A 17,425-nucleotide genomic window follows, 5' to 3' on the forward strand; every position below is an offset into this window, starting at 1 on the left:
ATGATTGTGATCCAAGTTGTCGGTTATAAAAATAGCGGGAAAACAACGTTAATTAATAATTGGATCGACTATTTACAACAAACAGGTTATCTGGTAGCTACTATTAAACATCATGGGCATGGTGGAGAACCAGACCAAGTGAAGCACACTGATAGCTATCAACATGTCGAAAGCGGTGCAGTACTGTCAACAGTAAAAGGAGCACAGCAGTTTGTGATGACGGGTCGTAATGAGCAGTTATCACTTAGTCAATTATTAGACATATATGATATTTTAAATATCGATGTTGTGATAGTAGAAGGGTATAAGAGCGTTCCTTTTCCAAAAATAGTTCTGTTACGGGAAGGTGACGAGAAATTACTGAAAGATACAGAAAATGTAAAAGCTATCTGTCATTCTTTTGATGATAAAAGGAATCGTGAGCTTATAAAACAGATTGCGCAAGACTTTGAGGAGTTTGATTGGAATAAAATAAAAAAGAAGCTGACACATTTGTGATTTGTATCAGCTTCAAAATTTATTTAATCTATATTACAAACTTCAATTGGACAGTTTTCGCAACCAATTTCATCGCGCAAAAATTGAATATCTTTGACTAAAATATGTCCAGTTTTTTTAACTTCTATGATATCAAGCTTTCTTAATTCACTGAGCATCCGATTAACACTTTCTCTTGTGGTTGCACAGAAGTTAGCTAGCTGTTGATTCGTTAACGTCATTTCAATTAAAATACCGTTATTTGTATCGATACCATAACTATTTGTCAGTCGGATCAATGTACTATATAATGCGCCTTTTTTGCCGTTTAATAATAAATCGCGTATTTTGGATTGAAACACGCGCATATGGTTGCTGACCCATCTCATAAATTCAAAAGTAAGTTTTCCATTCTCTACCAGTGCTTCTTCTAAACGTTTGCGGTCTATTACTAAAACCTCACCAGCTGTTAGTACTTTGGCACTTAATAAATACTTAGCATCGTCACTAAATAATGTTAGTTCACCTATTATATCGTTCGATTTACATAGTCTTAGCGTAAGTTCTTTACCATCTGCAGTTAATTTTTCAATACGGATTAAACCTGATTTTAAAATATAAATTTCTTGAGCATCCATGCCCTCTTGAAATAAGAACGTGTCTTTTCTTATCTTTTTCGTTGTACTAATCGATTCTAGTAATTGGCGTAACTCTACAGAAATTTGATTATAGTGCTTTCGGTTATTTCTGGTTAACTGTTTTGCAGGTTGCATAATGAACCCTCCATTTAGCGAAATTAAATAATAGACAGTAAAACGTAGACAGAATAAAATGACATAACATGGTTTATTTAATTTTTTAACTATTTAGTTTAAGTTTATCACATAGGTTTAAAGATTTGACGATAAAGATTAAACAATTTAGTGAAGGAAATTTGACTATTTTGTGAATGTTTGAACGAAAGGGGTGTGCATGGTGAATAATGATATAACAGGCATTTTGTTAACTGGTGGAAAATCAAGTAGATTTAAATCAGATAAAGCATTTGCTAAATATGATAATGAATCTTTTTATCAAAAATCATTGCAATTAATCGAATCTATAACAGATCGTGTATATCTGGTGAAGCGTTTGGAACAGCAGATAACAGTAGAAAGTGCTAAAATATCAGTAATAACAGATATCGAGCAATTTATGGGGGCAGGTCCTTTAGCTGGTATTTATTCAGCTATGGAAAAAGGTTCATCCGAATGGTTTTTAGTATTACCAGTTGATACACCTTTAATGAATGAAGCGATTCTCTCACGAATAATTAAATGTAGCAATAATAATTATGAGGCTGTCATCCCACGTGTGAACGGTAAATGCCAGCCACTTATTGGAATGTATCATGCCAACGTAATTCAGGTGATCCTCCAGCAATTGCAAAATAATCAGCTTTCCATGCATCAATTATTAGCAAAATTAGCAGTTAAATATCTTGATTTTTCATCCGAAGAGGAACATTTTTTTGCAAATATTAATACAGAGGAAGACTATCAATACTATTTGAGGGACTAGTTGGAGTGATCTTATGTGGAATTTTAAAAGAATTTTATGGATGATTGCTGGGAGTTTAAGCCTCATTATCGGGTTAATCGGTATTGTTGTGCCTTTATTACCAACCACTCCTTTAGTTATATTGGCTGCTTTTTGCTTCGGCAAATCGTCAAAAGCTCTACATCACTGGCTTGTTACTAATAAATATTTTGGCAGATATTTAATGGATTATCAGAGTGGAAAAGGTGTACCGATTCGCATTAAAATTTTTGCGGTCATGATTGTGTGGACGAGCGTATTATTTACATTGACCGTGATTCCTTTATTATATGTGAAAATCTTTATGATCGGTGTCGCAATATTCGTCACCATCTTCATCTTTACTTCCCCCTTGTTAAAGGAAAAGAAGAATCTTACTAATAGTAAATAAAAGACGGGCATTATCAAATGCTCCGCTTAATGAAAGAAAATATAGTCCTATATCATCTAAACACCAGTATTATTAAGTATAGAGATGAGTGCTGTGCAAAGCGCTGAAAACTAGGATAAAAAGATATATCGCCCAAAAGGATAAGCGTAGACCCACGCATTTGTCGGATAAAAGGATATATCGCCCAAAAGGATAAGCGCAGACCCACGCAATTGTCCGATAAAAGGATATATCGCCCAAAAGGATAAGCGCAGACCCATGCAATTGTCCAATAAAAGGATATATCGCCCAAAAGGATAAACGTAGCCCCACGCATTTGTCGGATAAAAGGATATATCGCCCAAAAGGATAAGCGCAGACCCATGCATATGTCCGATAAAAAGATGTATCGCCCAAAAGGGTAAGCGCAGACCCACACGTTTGTCCGATAAAAAGGATATATCACTTAAAATGTGAAGCCATACCATATTTCTATTTTATCACGGTGTAATCGTCCGTAAAACCCCCACTTCAAGAGTCGAGCGACAGCGAAGGGGATAAACGGACGCTAACTTCCTGATAAGTTTCGCTAACAATCAGTGGGAGTTTAAAACTCCCACTGATTGAAGTCTCACTTTATAGGGTTTATTCATCATCTATTGTTTCGTCTTGTGCTGCGCTGTGGGCTAGTCTTGAGGAAGCTGCTGCTGCTATTGCTCCGACTATATCATCCAGGAAAGTGTGGCAACCATTGGATTTGTCATTTAACTTTTCCAATATACCAGGCTTTTGCTTATCAATATAGCCATAATTCGTGAATCCAATAGATCCATAAACATTAACAATAGATAACGCGATTACTTCGTCAATTCCGTACAGACTTTCATCCGTCTCTAAAATTTCCTGTAATGGAGAATCGAGTTTGTTTTCCTCTGCCAGAACATCTAACTGGATGCCAGTAATAATCGCATTTTGTACTTCTCTTTTCATTAATACACGATCGACATTTTCTAAGCAGTGCTCTAACGTTAAATTCTCTTGGTATTTATTCTGTAAATAATATACTAATTCTGCAATATCCTCTAATTTGACGCCTCGTTCTTCTAACCAGCTTCGGGCTTTTAACTCTAACGCAGTTTGTTTGCGTTCATTTGTCATTTGATCACATCCTATATTCATCATTTTACCATAAAAGTATACATATATATCATAATATAAAGCGATATTATGTTCCGTGGGGGTTATTTTGAATCCATCTGAACATTGCAAAACTTATCAAGCGGTTCGTATCTGAAATAGAACTATTTGAAATATGAAAAAGACTTACTGACATTAAGCATTATGAGAATAACAATTAAAGGGGGAAGATTCTGTTGCATCCGATATTTTTACATTACCCTATTCATGTTCCGACTAAACAAGTATCAGAACAACCATATCCTACTTTTACGGAGCAATCGTATTATTATTTTGTGGTACCTACAAACGTATCCGAACGCTATGCACTAGAATTGTATACTATTGCTACCCATTTTCATCAACAAGGATTTCCTCAAGTTACATGTCCTATACCTAACGTACATAATCAATTCGTCACAATGATTGGAAAGGAAAAATTCATGTTGTGTTATGCGAGGAAAAGTAACGAGACTTACGAATTAAATTCTTTCCATCAAGCAGGTTTCCAGTATCCATATCAGCCCGATTCTATTAATAATTATGGAAAATGGAAAGAGTTATGGATTACTAAAATGGATCAATATGAGGCTCTTTATCAGCAACTTTACCAACAAAGACCTGCTTCCGTTTACAATCGGGAGTTAGTAAATCTGTTTCCCTATATGGTAGGCATTGCAGAGAATGCAATTCAATATATGAACCATGTCGAGCAAGAAACGCAATTTCATCAACATGATCAACCAACCATAACGTTTGGCAGATTTAACGATCAAATCGGAGAGTCTTTTATTTGGTGTAATCAATTTGTTTATGATCACCCGGTTCGGGATATTGCAGAAAAAATCAGACCTTTTATGATGAAAGATAATGGTTTATCTTCTGAACAATGTCGTTCCTTTTTACAAGAATACGTATCTACCTTACCATTATCAGTTTTTGGATGGAAACTATTATATGCACGTTTACTATTTCCTATTCATTTATTAGACTTTATGGACCATGTTCGAAACTCGTCAGAACCAAATCAAAGCATTGATCAAATCATTGAAAATCAAGCTATTTATGAAGAAAATTTAAGAACATTTTTCTTTCAGTTGGGTATTGATGAAAGACAAATAAATAGTATACAATTAGATTGGCTATTGAATGCTTAGTGCATAGAAAGTAATGTACCCCACATTTTAATAAGAGGGTGCATTATTTTTTACTTTTTTAGGCTTTTGTGTCTTGATAAACAGGTAAGACACATGTATAATGTCCACTATATATAAACAAATGTATTCGAAGCGCAAACAAAGGGAGGACGTCTAAATGAGTCAAGTTAACGTAGGTTTATGTGGCTTAGGAACGGTAGGGACAGGTGTTGTCAAATTACTGCAAAGCCACGCCGAAGAGATTAAATATAAAGTAGGTAGTGAAATCCAGATTAAAAAAATTCTTGTTCATGATATCGATAAAAAGCGTGATGTAGCGATTCAATCGGAATGGTTAACAGACAACGCTGAAGACTTAGTAAGTAATCCTGATATAGATATCATAATTGAAGTAATGGGTGGGATTGAAGATACAAACCTATTATTAGAACAAGCAATCCGTAATAAAAAACATATCGTAACAGCGAATAAAGATTTAATGGCGGTTCATGGTCAAAAATTATTACGCTTAGCAAAAGAAAATAACTGTGATATCTTGTATGATGCAAGTGTTGCCGGTGGTATTCCTATTATTCGTTCATTAACAGAGGGACTGGCATCTGATAAAATTCAAAAAATTATGGGTATTGTTAATGGAACAACAAACTATATCTTAACTAAAATGACAGATGATCAATTAGCATTTGAACCAGTGCTACAAGAGGCTCAAGAATTAGGATTTGCTGAAGCTGATCCAACATCAGACGTAGATGGTTTAGATGCTGCACGAAAAATGACATTGCTCGCTAATTTAGCATTTAAAATGGAAATTGGATTAGAGGATGTAGAAATTACAGGAATTCGAACTATTTCTCAAGAAGATATTACTTTTGCAACGAGTTTAGGGTATACTATTAAGTTGATAGGGATTGCATCGATTCATAATGGAAAAGTCGAAGTAAGTGTGGAACCAACGCTTCTGCCTAAAGATCACCCATTAGCATTGGTGAAAAACGAATTCAATGCGGTATATGTTTACGGGGAAGCCGTTGGCGAGACGATGTTTTATGGACCAGGTGCTGGAAGTATGCCTACCGCGACGGCCGTTGTTTCTGACTTAATGGACGTAGTCAAAAACATTCGACTAGGTATCACCGGAAATGAATACATTGTTCCACAATATGAAAAACAATTAAAAGAAAATAATGAAAAGTATATGCAATATTTTATTCGTATGGAAGTCGACGATGAAGCAGGTACTTTCCAAAAAATTACGAACGTCTTTACAGATGAAAAAGTAAGTTTCCAAAAAATCTTGCAATTACCTTCAGATAAAGATAAGATGGCTGAAATTGTGATGGTGACACATAAAATTAGTAAGCAGCAATTACTAAATAGTAGAGAAAACTTAAAAGGATTAGACGTTGTTAACGAAATTATCAGTTGTTATCGCGTCGATGGGGAGGATTAATTATTATGGCTTGGCAAGGTCTTTTGAAAGAATATAAAGAATTTTTACCTGTTGAAGAAAATACACCACTTATCACTTTATATGAAGGTAACACTCCTTTATATAAATTAGAAAAATTGTCAGAGGAATATGGCATTAATGCATACGCAAAATTTGATGGTCTTAACCCAACCGGCTCTTTTAAAGATAGAGGAATGGTTATGGCGATGGCAAAAGCAGTAGAAGATGGTGCAAAGGCGGTTATCTGTGCTTCTACTGGTAACACTTCTGCATCTGCAGCAGCATTTGCGGCACGCGCAGGATTAAAATGTATTGTCGTTATTCCTGATGGCAAAATTGCACAAGGTAAATTAGCACAAGCTGTGATGTATGGCGCTGAAATCTACTCAATTGAAGGTAACTTTGATGATGCCCTTCGTTATGTACGTAAAATGGCGGAAACAGGCAAAGTCGCTTTAGTAAATTCAGTAAACCCGTATCGTATCGAAGGTCAAAAAACGGCTGCATTCGAAGTAGTTGATGAATTAGGTAAAGCACCTGAATATCTATTTATTCCAGTTGGAAATGCCGGTAATATCACAGCATACTGGAAAGGTTTTAAAGAATATAACGAGAAAAAACAAACAGGCTTACCTAAGATGATGGGATTTGAAGCAAGTGGTGCTGCAGCGATTGTACATAATCGTGTGTTTGAAAACCCTGAAACAGTAGGTACTGCGATTCGAATTGGTAACCCGGCTAGCTGGCAAGGTGCTGTCAATGCTCGTGACGAATCAAAAGGCGAAATTGACGAAATTACTGATGAAGAGATGATTGAAGCATATCAATGGATTGCCAAAAATGAAGGTGTCTTTGCTGAACCTGCATCATGTGCATCTGTAGCCGGACTATTGAAAAAGTTAAAAGAAGGAAAAGTGGAGAAAGGATCAACGGTTGTTACAGTGTTAACTGGTAATGGACTAAAAGATCCTAATACTGCAATAGATTACAGCGAAGTAAAACCAACTGTCCTGCCAAACGACGAAGAAGTAATTATGAATGAAATTCTAGGTAGTGTCAAAGCATGAGTTGGTCGATCAAAGTACCTTCAAGTACATCCAATTTAGGTGCTGGTTTTGACTCGATCGGTTTGGCATTGAATTTATATTTGGAATTGCAGGTCACTAGGGCAAGTGAATGGGAGTTTATTGCCGGTTCTGATTGTCTTGCAGGTATTCCAACCGGTAAAGATAACTTGGTATATGAAATTGTCGAGCAAGTGGCATCCAAATATGGAAAAACGGATCAGATCCCCGCATGCCAGGTAGTAATGAAAAGTGAAATCCCTCTTGCTCGTGGACTTGGAAGTAGTGCAACAGCAATTATTGCGGGAATTGAGCTTGCAAATATTTTATTGGAATTAGGCTTATCACGTGATGATAAAGTACAAATTGCTACAGAGGTTGAAGGACATCCAGATAATGTCGCACCATCGCTTTTAGGTGGATGTGTAATTGGTCATTATGATGGAAAAGTAACCTATACCAAAATTCCAGTAAAAGGTGTCACATTTGTTGCGGTTATTCCTGGTTTTGAATTGAAAACAAAAGATGCAAGAGCGGTTTTACCGAAAGAATTTTCTTTCAAAGAGAGTGTACAAGCAAGCAGTGTAGCTAATGTCAGTGTGGCTGCGATTTGCAAAGGGGATTGGGATGTTTTAGGTGAAATGATGGAAAAAGATCATTTTCATCAGCCATATCGAAAAGGACTGATTCCTCATTATGATGAGCTTTATCAATTCTTAAACCAAGAAGCGTATGGCGTTTTCTTAAGTGGAGCAGGACCAACCATGATTGCGGTTGTTGACGATAAAAAAGTCTTCACTGTCATAAAAGAGTGGCAAAGAAAGTATCCTGATTATCAGTGGTTACCACTTCAAGTAGAAAACTCAGGAGCCACTGCATATAAAACCGTTGAAGAAATTAGTTAACTAAAAAGTGAATAGCTATAAATAATCCGAGCGATAACAAATTTCAATTATGGAATTCGTTATTACTCGGATATTTTTATCGTGAGATTTTGTACGTGCTTTTCAACCGCTCCGGCCGATTACTTCGCTTTCCGCGAGGGCGGCTTCAGCTAATTTTTCAAAATAAAATAAATTTATTTTGAAAAATGGATCTTCAGCTCGCCCTGTTCCTGCAGGAGTCTCCGCAATTGGCCTCCGCTATATGAAAAATTATACAATGTTTGTGACAGGTCCTATTTTGAGTTACTACACCAATTTATTAATGTTTTTTAAGAAAAAATAGCAATATGTTATGTTACCTCATACTAGTGTTGTAAAATACCAAATTAGCGTAGGCTTCCGCTTCCACTCCTACGGGATGTTTTTATCCGAAGATCCACTTTGGTAAGCGTCCTCTACTTACCAAAGTTAGCTGAGGAGAAAAACCCGTGGAAAGGGAAGTGGACAAGCCGGAGCGGTTGCTGAGCACAAACATCATGTCAAAATTACTGCAGGAAAGATGCACTGTGATCCTGTTATTACGCAATATAATAAATAAGAGAAACGAATGGTTGATTCGTTTCTCTTGAGGTAATGCTATTAAAATACTTGTTCGATTTCTGTTACTCCGGGTACTTCTGCCATTAGGGCGCGTTCAATACCTGCTTTTAGGGTAATTGTCGAGCTTGGGCAATTACCGCATGCTCCCATTAGACGTAATCTCACAATGCCATCTTCTACATCAACTAACTCAACATCGCCACCATCACGTAATAAAAAAGGACGTAATTTATTTAATACTTCTTGTACTTGTTCTGATTGTTGTTCCATACAAAAGGTCTCCTTTCCTAACTGCTACTACTAATATAAAAGTGAAACACATAAAAATCTATGCGATAAGTCACACGAATGATAAACATTTTCATTACTATTTTATATCTTATCGATTTATTTGTAAATAAAAGTGTGTTAAAAATATAATGGAGTATGCAGTGTTCTTTAGATAAGTTGAAGGTGTGGTATAATAATGATAAGAATTAAAGTTGCATTTTGTGTCAAAAATTTAGCTAAAGGTACAGAAGCAGCAAGACAAAAATTATTGAAAGACCCTGATTTAGATGTGATTGAATATGGTTGTACAAGTTACTGCGGTATTTGTCGCAACTATCACGTAGCAATTGTTAATGGAAAACCAATCACAGCGGATACCCCAGAGGAATTATTAACGAATATTGATGATTATATCGATAACGAATTATTGGATCATTTATAAATTAAGGAGATATCAAAATGAAAATACCATTTACAAAAATGCATGGATTAGGCAATAGTTATATTTTTATAAATGTTTTCGATTTTCCTATAGAAGAAAATCTTTTAGCTGATCTAGCAATAGCAGTAGCAAACAAAGATACGGGCATCGGTTCAGATGGTCTTATTTTAATTCATCCAACAGATCAAGCGGATGTCGGCATGAGAATTTTTAATAAAGATGGATCAGAAGGTAAAAACTGTGGAAATGGTCTGCGTTGCGTTGCAAAGTATGCCTATGAACATCAACTTATAGATAATCGCCATTTTACGATTGAAACAAAAGCAGGGAATGTCAGTGCTGAAGTACATGGTGATCGCAGTCATGTGAAAGAGGTCACCATTGATATGGGACTGCCATTATTAAAAAGAAGTGAAATTCCAATGGTTGGAGAGCCAGTTGATCAAGTGGTAGCAGAACCTTTTGCAATAAAAAATGATACACTGGAAGTAACAACCGTATCAATGGGTAATCCTCACGCGGTTTTCTTTGTAGATAATATAGAAAAAGCTCCTTTAACTACGTTAGGACCAGAGATCGAAAAAGATGACCGTTTTCCTGAGGGAGTTAATGTAGAATTTATCGAGATAGTGAATCAGCAAGAAATCAACTTCCGTGTATGGGAACGTGGTTCAGGTGTCACCCAAGCCTGTGGAACAGGTGCATGTGCATCAGTAGTCGCAACAATTCTTAATAATAAATTAGAAAAAGGGAAAGAAATTACCGTGCATTTAGCTGGTGGTGACTTATATATTACTTGGGCCGAAGATAACCATGTCTGGATGCGAGGAGCGGCAGAAACAACAGTTGAAGGAACATTTATCTGGTAGATCAATTCAGAAGATAAAAACAAAAATATTGAAGTACAAGACCTGAGTTAGTATACTTGTTGTTACAATATAAAAAAGTTACTTAGAAAAAGGAGTTTTTTTCTATGGTTATTAATGTTACCGAAAATGCTAAATCTCAAATAGAAGAAATGATGAAAGAAGAAGATGCTGAAACTGTACGTTTACGTTTCGGTGTCAAAGGTGGAGGCTGCAGTGGCCTGTCGTATTCGCTAGGATTTGATTATGATGTCAATGAAGAGTTGGATTATACAGAAGAATCAAATGGAATACCACTTACCATAAAGCGGTTTGATATTGACGTAATTGAAGGAACAACCATCGATTTTAAGCAAAACATGATGGGTGGCGGATTCACGATTGATAATCCAAATGCCATTGTTTCCTGTGGGTGTGGCTCTTCTTTTAAAGCGAAAGAACGTGAAGGAACCCCTGAAAATTGTTAAATAAAAAATAAGCACCGAGCATTTTAAGCTCGGTGCTTTTATTTTCATTCTTAAAACATGCTAGTAGAGTGTTTAGGCTGAATTCTGGCTTTTGGATCCATATATGCTTTTGCATTGTTTACGGCAGTTGGTCCTTCTCCAAAACCTGCAGCGATTAAGTTGACTTTTCCATCATAGGTACAAATATCACCTGCAGCATAAATGCCAGGGACATTTGTTTCCATTCTCGAATTGACGACAATACTATTTTTATCAATTTCTAATCCCCAATTTTTAATAGGTCCCAGTGAAGAAATAAAGCCATAATTAACAAGGACGTCATCTACGTCCAGTACGATTTCCTTCTCGCCTTTCACTTCTTTTAAGCGAACCTGATCTATTTTTTCCTGTCCTATTAAGCTTTCAGGAACATATGGTGTTAAAAGATTCACATTGGAATTCATTAAATTTTCAACACTTGCCTCATGGGCACGGAATTTGTCACGACGGTGGACTAAGGTCACTTCTTTTGCGATAGGTTCAAGCATTAAAGCCCAATCCACAGCAGAGTCCCCACCACCAAAAAGAACCACGCGCTTATCACGAAACTTATCCATATTATCAACGAAATAGTGAAGATTTTTATCTTCAAAATTTTCTGCATTGGTAATTGCTAATTTTCTCGGTTGGAAGGCACCATTACCACCAGTAATAATGATTACTTTGGAGTAATGTTCTTCAGTGGAAGTAGTGATTCTAAATGTCTCGTCTTCTAATCTTTCTACTCGTTCTACTGATTGATTTAGGACAATTTCTGGTTCGAATAAATCGGTTTGTTCTTTTAAATTATCGACGAGTTCCTGTGCACGAACTTTTGGAAAACCAGCTACATCATAAATATATTTTTCTGGATATAATGCGCTGAGTTGCCCGCCAATTTGTGGTAAACTCTCGATAATTTTAACTGACGATTGTCTTAACCCTCCATAGAATGCAGTAAATAATCCGACAGGACCTGCCCCGATTATTGTTATATCGTAAACTTGATTTGACATATTTAGATTCCCCCTAATGCTTGCATCAATGCAATATATTTTAACACAATCTTTACTATCATGTCATTAGAACAAGTCGTAAATATAAATTTTGTGAAATCAGCTAAATCCGAAATTAAGTTTTCAATAAATAACACAAAAAAGTAAATCTAGGGTTGAAAAATGTCGGAAAAAAGTCTAACATATAATATGGACTAATTATTATTCACTCATACCTTTTGTGGTAGTACGTGAAGAATATCACGAAATGGAACAAAAAAATACTTTAAATGGATGTGAGAAAGATGAATCAACCCAAAATAGTAATTCTTGGTGCAGGCTATGGTGGACTTACAACAGTAGCAAAACTGCAAAAAAAGTTAGGGGTAAACGATGCACATATTACACTTGTAAACAAAAACGATTACCACTATGAATCAACTTGGTTGCATGAAGCTGCAGCAGGAACGTTACACCATGATCGAAGTCGTGTTAAAATCACGGATCTAATTAACTCTGCAAAGGTTAACTTTGTTCAAGACACAGTAACAGCGATTAAACCAGATGAGAAAAAAGTGGAATTACAAGATGGTGAATTAGAATATGATTATCTTGTTGTCGGACTAGGATTTGAAGCAGCAACATTCGGTATTCCTGGACTGTTAGAAAATGCCTTTACGATTGGAAGTATTAATAAAGCACGTTTAATTCGTCAACATATAGAACATCAATTTGCTCAATATAACAATGAGCCTGAGGCAAAACAAGAACGTCTTAACATTGTTGTCGGTGGTGGTGGTTTTACCGGTATCGAATTTGTTGGGGAATTAGCAAATCGCATTCCTGAATTATGTGAAGAGTATGATATTGACCGCAGTAAAGTTCGTTTAATTGTGGTGGAAGCTATGGATACCATTATGCCAGGCTTTGATCCGGAACTAATCGAATATGCTATGAATTCACTAGAAGCACGTGGAGTTGAATTCAAGCTAGGCGCTTTCTTGAAAGAAGTACGTGCTGATGGTATTACGGTAGAACAAAATGGTGAGAAAGAAGATATCGCGACAATGACGACAGTATGGGCAGCAGGTGTTCGTGCTAATCATTTAGTGGAAGAATCATCATTAGAAGATAACCGTGGTAAAGTAGAAGTGACGCCAGAATTACGTGCACCATCCCATGAAGACGTTTTTGTTGTTGGAGATTGTGCATTAGTGTGGAATAAAGAAATCGATCGTCCATACCCAGCAACTGCGCAAATTGCTATGCAAGAAGCTGAGATTTGTGCTCATAATTTAGTTGCACTTGTAAAAGGTGGCGAATTAGAGCATTTTGAATTCATTAATCGTGGAACTGTTTGTTCATTAGGTGAAGACGATGCTATGGGATCTATTTTCGGTGGTAAGAAAATCTACGGATGGACTGCTTCCTTTATGAAGAAAGTTATTGATAACCGTGCATTGTATAAAATCGGTGGAGTTGGATTGGTATTGAAAAAAGGTAAATTTAATATTTTGTAATAGAAATGTAAAAGCAGAGGATCTTTCCTCTGCTTTTTTAAAAGAGCCTTATATATTTACAATACAATGAACATTATTGCAACTGACCGAACTCCATTATAAAATAGGAGAAGTTCATTAGTTTTGAGATAATGGAAGAGGAGTAGACCAATGATTCAACTTTTTATATCAGTACTACTATTTTTTGTTTTATTTTTTGGAATTAGTTTTATATTAAATATGATTTTGAGACAAACATGGTTAATGGCGTTTGTTTTTCCACTGATCGTAATTTTAATAATCGATACATTTTCTTTTTCTACCTATTTTACAGATCCAGGTTATGCTTTTAGTACGTTATGGAATGAGTTCATCACGTTAGGTTTACAAGATGCCATTATTTTATTGTCTGGATTTGTTGGAACTATTTCTGCTGGAATGGTTATTAAGTTCTTACGGAAAAATGGTTATCAAATGTTTTAAATCCATGCTGGATGTATAAAAACTTTTATTACTGGATAAGATGACACCTAGAAAGGTGTGATCTTTCATGTTTTTATGGAAATTAGCAAAAAACGTGTTGTTACTATTGCTATTTATTTGTGCCCTGATGTCTAGTTTTACAATGATATCTAATGTTTCTGCTACAGAAGTCTTCGCTAGTTTAACAGAAGAGAATGAACAATCATTCGATATACAATATCAAAGAGATCGAGAAATTATTGACAAAAAGAAATATATGAAACATGTAAATAATCGTGTAACATATATTTCGAGTGAGCAAGTAACTGGACCAGCAACACTAGAAGAGACAATAGATTTCAATGAATATGAAAAAAGAAATGTTGTGGCAACAGGTTATACAGCGGGTGTAGAGTCAACTGGAAAAACACCAGACCATCCTGCATATGGTATTACTTATTCAGGAGTAAAAGTCACTAGAGATTTATATTCTACTATTGCTGCTGATCTGACCATCTTTCCACTCGGTACAATTTTATATATACCAGACTATGGTTATGGAATTGTCGCAGATAAAGGTGGGGCTATAAAAGGTAATAAGATTGATCTTTATTACCCTTCTGTAGAAGATGTCTATGAGCAGTGGGGGAAAAAGTCAGTGGATGTTTATGTAGTGGAGTATGGCGATGGTAAATTAACCGAAGAAGCTCTAGCAAACTTAAATAATACAGAAGCACTCCAAGTATTCCGCCATCAATATAAAACAGAGTAAATAAAAAAACAGCCAATCAGGCTGTTTTTTTAATAAGCTATTTAACACAACTTACGAATATATGCAGTAAAACTAAAACAGCAAAGTACCTGGCATAGGATTATTGGCAAAAGTATTGAGATGAATGCTTATCCAACGCTACGGAAAAACACTCCCTTTCCGGGGGCACGGCTGAAGCTAACTTGGTAAAGAAAAGCACTTTACCAAGTGGATCTTCAGCTCGTGCTGTTCCCCCAGGAGTGTCGCATTTTTCCTCCGCTTTGTTAGAGATCTGTTAACGTACGAGAAGATATGCTGTGATATCAATATTCTAGCGGTTCCTGAATTTGTAGAACACTATTAAAGCGTAGTCCATTTACGTAGACTCCTGCGGGAAAAGCGTCTTCCGAAGACCCCGCAGGCAGTGATTTTCTGCCGAGGAGGCTGAGGTGACGCCCGCGGAAAGCGAAGTAAATGGACGGAGCTTTTGCCTAGCATTCATCATACTCTCAAAATTGTCATTACTTCGCAGTTTTTGTCCACGGTGTTTAAATATAATCGTGTGTGGCTTGGTTTTAGAATAGGGGAAATAGTAAAAAGGCTAGGATAATGCCGGTTAGGCCACCGAAAAATACTTCGATAGGTTGATGTCCTAATAATTCCTTTAGCTCTTTTTGTTTCTCGTATTCTCCTTTTTTTGACCATCCTTTTGCCTCTGATACAAAGTGGTGAAAATCCTTTGCTAACATATTTAATAAGATAGCTTGTTCCCCCGCTTGTCTACGAATCCCTGTGGCATCAAACATAATAATAATGGCAAACACACAGGAAACGGCGAATAATCCTGAAGAGACTCCATGTTCGATTCCAATACCTGTGGAGAGTGCAGTTACTGCAGCAGAGTGGCTACTTGGCATTCCACCTGTGCTGAAAGCGAGACTAGGTTTAAATTCTTTTGTTGCAATAAGGTGTAGGGGAACTTTAACAATTTGAGCAAAAGTAATGGCAAATAATGCCGCCCACAATGGAAAATTTCCGAAAAGTTCCAATTAGTAACATCCTTTCTGACTCTTAGATGAATTAAAGTATGTATTCATTTAAGTGATAAATTCTTACTTCAAACTTCGATGGTTTCAAGAAATGCACATAGGTATAATGAGTAGCTACCCTCGTTAACCTTTCATGGTGAGTTTTGAATTTTTCTTTAACATTATAGCATAGCTTTTTAATATTTTATATGAATTAACCAAGCAATTAACAAGCTTTTAATAAAGAAAATGGTGAGAGTTATTTCTCACCATTTTCTTATTACTTAATTGCAGCATCAAGTGAAACTTCTATCATCTCATTGAATGTTGTTTGACGTTCTTCGGCAGTTGTTTCTTCACCAGTGATAATATGATCAGAAACTGTCAACACAGACAAAGCATTGCGGTTGAACTTCGCTGCTAGTGAATATAATGCAGTAGTTTCCATCTCAATCGCTAATACATTATATTGATCAAGAAGTTCTAAAAGTTCCTTCATGTTGTCACGGTAAAAGCTATCACTTGTGAAAACATTTCCCACTCGTAATGAAAGACCTTTTTCTATCCCAGTATCATAAGCGTTTTTAAGTAATTGAAAGCTAGCTGTTGGCGCATAATCAATGCCACCAAATACCATGCGGTTCATTTGAGAATCTGTTGAGGATGTACTTGCAAGAATAACGTCTCGTACTTTTACATCCTTTTGAATGGCACCACACGTACCGACTCGAATTAGATTTTGTACATCATAACTTTGGATTAATTCATTTACATAAATAGAAATAGAAGGGACTCCCATTCCAGTACCTTGTACAGAAATATCTTTCCCTTTATAAGTACCTGTAAAACCTAGCATCCCTCGTACTTCATTATAGCAAGTTACGTTTTCTAAAAAGTTCTCAGCAATATATTTAGCTCTTAATGGATCACCGGGAAGTAAAATAGTATCAGCTATTTCCCCTTTTTTTGCTCCAATATGTACACTCATGTTATAGCCCTCCTTAAAGGCAAATCGTTATAGTAAGAAAATATCATATAAAAAAATGAAATACAAATGGTATCCTTTACATTGTAAAGGGAAAATTTTAATTTTTAGTTTCTTAAATCGTCTTTATCGTATATAATAGATTTAGTTAGTCATTTCACAAGTTTGGGCAAAACTTGACTGTTTAATGATGATCGATTGATGAGGAGGAATTTTTTTATGAAAGAACAATCTTTTACTATTCAAAGTGACACAGGAATTCACGCACGGCCAGCAACTTTATTAGTGAATAAAGCTGGGCAATATGAATCACATGTGGAATTACATTATAATGGTAAGACAGTAAATTTAAAATCTATCATGGGTGTTATGTCATTAGGTGTTCCTAAAGGGGCAGAAATTCGTATTACTGTAGACGGTAATGATGAAGATCAAGCACTTGAAGGCATCGCAGAAACAATTGAAGAGCATCTAGGGAAATAATAAGGACAATTAATATGTTCCGATTGAAAGGAAACGAGCCGTATTTACAGGTATTCGGTTGATCTTTCTGGTGCTGATAATAGGAATCATCATCTGAATTTCCTTTTTTTCTTTGAAAAAAAGCTAGTTTTTATACTAGCTTTTTTTTTATGTTATAATGAGTTTTTAATAAAATGAAAAAGGGAAGTGTTTTGACAATGATGGAATTTCTTTATTTCCCAGAAGATAAATCACTATATATACCAGCCATCATAAGTTTGACGATATTTTTTATTGGTGCATTAGTGGCAATGTATTTTTTTAAGAAAGCTTCGAAAAAAGAGGAAGCAAAATGGGAACAGAAGTATAAGAATATGAAAGATTGATTATCCTCATTAATTTTTGTCCATAATAGTAGTGGATA

The 17,425-nt window shown here is 35.8% G+C and carries 21 protein-coding genes; 15 read left to right on the forward strand and 6 right to left on the reverse strand.

The window, feature by feature from the left end:
- Nucleotides 1-498 (forward strand): molybdopterin-guanine dinucleotide biosynthesis protein B, encoded by a 498-nt coding sequence (mobB, locus tag BN3107_RS06690; RefSeq protein ID WP_058306837.1) that lies wholly within the window; start codon nt 1-3, stop codon nt 496-498.
- 23 nt (nt 499-521) lie between these two features.
- On the opposite strand, the gene BN3107_RS06695 is transcribed toward mobB, so the two are convergent.
- Entirely contained in the window at nt 522-1,250 is a 729-nt protein-coding gene (locus BN3107_RS06695) for a Crp/Fnr family transcriptional regulator (protein WP_058306838.1), read from the reverse strand.
- A 199-nt stretch (nt 1,251-1,449) separates the two neighbouring features.
- On the opposite strand from BN3107_RS06695, the gene BN3107_RS06700 reads away from it, so the two are divergent.
- Together BN3107_RS06700 and BN3107_RS06705 are read left to right on the forward strand one after the other, a co-directional pair.
- Nucleotides 1,450-2,037, forward strand: coding sequence for a molybdenum cofactor guanylyltransferase (locus BN3107_RS06700; protein ID WP_058306839.1), 588 nt, complete (start codon nt 1,450-1,452; stop codon nt 2,035-2,037).
- Between the two features lie 13 nt (nt 2,038-2,050).
- Complete coding sequence (locus tag BN3107_RS06705; RefSeq protein WP_058306840.1) at nt 2,051-2,446, forward strand: YbaN family protein; 396 nt, start codon at nt 2,051-2,053, stop codon at nt 2,444-2,446.
- A 624-nt stretch (nt 2,447-3,070) separates the two neighbouring features.
- On the opposite strand, the gene BN3107_RS06710 is transcribed toward BN3107_RS06705, so the two are convergent.
- Entirely contained in the window at nt 3,071-3,583 is a 513-nt protein-coding gene (locus tag BN3107_RS06710; protein WP_058306841.1) for a phosphatidylglycerophosphatase A family protein, read from the reverse strand.
- A gap of 215 nt (nt 3,584-3,798) precedes the next feature.
- On the opposite strand from BN3107_RS06710, the gene BN3107_RS06715 reads away from it, so the two are divergent.
- The 4 genes from BN3107_RS06715 (at nt 3,799) to thrB (ending at nt 8,177) form a co-directional block, all read left to right on the forward strand.
- A complete protein-coding gene (locus BN3107_RS06715; protein WP_058306842.1) occupies nt 3,799-4,758 on the forward strand; it encodes a protein kinase family protein in 960 nt (319 codons plus the stop codon).
- A 157-nt stretch (nt 4,759-4,915) separates the two neighbouring features.
- Complete coding sequence (locus BN3107_RS06720; protein ID WP_058306843.1) at nt 4,916-6,208, forward strand: homoserine dehydrogenase; 1,293 nt, start codon at nt 4,916-4,918, stop codon at nt 6,206-6,208.
- Between the two features lie 5 nt (nt 6,209-6,213).
- The gene (gene thrC, locus BN3107_RS06725; protein WP_058306844.1) at nt 6,214-7,275 is read left to right on the forward strand and encodes a threonine synthase; all 1,062 of its coding nucleotides are present in this window, start codon (nt 6,214-6,216) and stop codon (nt 7,273-7,275) included.
- The gene (gene thrB / locus BN3107_RS06730; protein WP_058306845.1) at nt 7,272-8,177 is read left to right on the forward strand and encodes a homoserine kinase; all 906 of its coding nucleotides are present in this window, start codon (nt 7,272-7,274) and stop codon (nt 8,175-8,177) included. Before thrC ends, thrB begins: the two co-directional genes overlap by 4 nt.
- Nucleotides 8,178-8,795: 618 nt before the next feature.
- Here the strand turns inward: thrB and BN3107_RS06735 are convergent.
- On the reverse strand, nt 8,796-9,026 hold the full coding sequence (locus BN3107_RS06735; protein WP_058306846.1) for a NifU family protein: 231 nt from the start codon (nt 9,024-9,026) through the stop codon (nt 8,796-8,798).
- A gap of 196 nt (nt 9,027-9,222) precedes the next feature.
- On the opposite strand from BN3107_RS06735, the gene BN3107_RS06740 reads away from it, so the two are divergent.
- The 3 genes from BN3107_RS06740 (at nt 9,223) to BN3107_RS06750 (ending at nt 10,801) form a co-directional block, all read left to right on the forward strand.
- Complete coding sequence (locus BN3107_RS06740) at nt 9,223-9,468, forward strand: DUF1450 domain-containing protein (RefSeq protein ID WP_058306847.1); 246 nt, start codon at nt 9,223-9,225, stop codon at nt 9,466-9,468.
- A 17-nt stretch (nt 9,469-9,485) separates the two neighbouring features.
- Nucleotides 9,486-10,337 carry a diaminopimelate epimerase gene (gene dapF, locus BN3107_RS06745; RefSeq protein ID WP_058306848.1) on the forward strand — a complete coding sequence of 284 codons (852 nt, stop codon included), beginning with the start codon at nt 9,486-9,488 and terminating at the stop codon, nt 10,335-10,337.
- Nucleotides 10,338-10,441: 104 nt separating this feature from the next.
- Entirely contained in the window at nt 10,442-10,801 is a 360-nt protein-coding gene (locus BN3107_RS06750) for a HesB/IscA family protein (protein WP_058306849.1), read from the forward strand.
- A gap of 50 nt (nt 10,802-10,851) precedes the next feature.
- Here BN3107_RS06750 and BN3107_RS06755 read toward each other — a convergent pair whose 3' ends face one another.
- A complete protein-coding gene (locus BN3107_RS06755) occupies nt 10,852-11,835 on the reverse strand; it encodes an NAD(P)/FAD-dependent oxidoreductase (RefSeq protein WP_058306850.1) in 984 nt (327 codons plus the stop codon).
- Between the two features lie 284 nt (nt 11,836-12,119).
- Between BN3107_RS06755 and BN3107_RS06760 the strand changes: the two genes are divergently transcribed.
- From BN3107_RS06760 to BN3107_RS06770, 3 genes are all read left to right on the forward strand, one after another.
- On the forward strand, nt 12,120-13,334 hold the full coding sequence (locus BN3107_RS06760; RefSeq protein WP_058306851.1) for an NAD(P)/FAD-dependent oxidoreductase: 1,215 nt from the start codon (nt 12,120-12,122) through the stop codon (nt 13,332-13,334).
- A gap of 150 nt (nt 13,335-13,484) precedes the next feature.
- The gene (locus BN3107_RS06765) at nt 13,485-13,796 is read left to right on the forward strand and encodes a YuiB family protein (RefSeq protein WP_058306852.1); all 312 of its coding nucleotides are present in this window, start codon (nt 13,485-13,487) and stop codon (nt 13,794-13,796) included.
- 67 nt (nt 13,797-13,863) lie between these two features.
- On the forward strand, nt 13,864-14,547 hold the full coding sequence (locus tag BN3107_RS06770; protein WP_058306853.1) for a 3D domain-containing protein: 684 nt from the start codon (nt 13,864-13,866) through the stop codon (nt 14,545-14,547).
- Nucleotides 14,548-15,101: 554 nt separating this feature from the next.
- On the opposite strand, the gene BN3107_RS06775 is transcribed toward BN3107_RS06770, so the two are convergent.
- Nucleotides 15,102-15,575: a divergent PAP2 family protein gene (locus tag BN3107_RS06775; protein WP_058306854.1), complete on the reverse strand. Its 474-nt coding sequence runs from the start codon at nt 15,573-15,575 to the stop codon at nt 15,102-15,104.
- A gap of 259 nt (nt 15,576-15,834) precedes the next feature.
- Nucleotides 15,835-16,542 carry a purine-nucleoside phosphorylase gene (deoD, locus tag BN3107_RS06780; RefSeq protein WP_058306855.1) on the reverse strand — a complete coding sequence of 236 codons (708 nt, stop codon included), beginning with the start codon at nt 16,540-16,542 and terminating at the stop codon, nt 15,835-15,837.
- Nucleotides 16,543-16,758: 216 nt separating this feature from the next.
- Between deoD and BN3107_RS06785 the strand changes: the two genes are divergently transcribed.
- Together BN3107_RS06785 and BN3107_RS19985 are read left to right on the forward strand one after the other, a co-directional pair.
- Entirely contained in the window at nt 16,759-17,022 is a 264-nt protein-coding gene (locus tag BN3107_RS06785; RefSeq protein ID WP_058306856.1) for a phosphocarrier protein HPr, read from the forward strand.
- A gap of 197 nt (nt 17,023-17,219) precedes the next feature.
- Nucleotides 17,220-17,387 (forward strand): hypothetical protein, encoded by a 168-nt coding sequence (locus BN3107_RS19985; protein WP_187371002.1) that lies wholly within the window; start codon nt 17,220-17,222, stop codon nt 17,385-17,387.
- Nucleotides 17,388-17,425: the final 38 nt, after the last annotated feature.

This window comes from Gracilibacillus massiliensis (assembly GCF_001458115.1).
In the GTDB taxonomy this organism is placed as follows: domain Bacteria; phylum Bacillota; class Bacilli; order Bacillales; family Amphibacillaceae; genus Gracilibacillus; species Gracilibacillus massiliensis.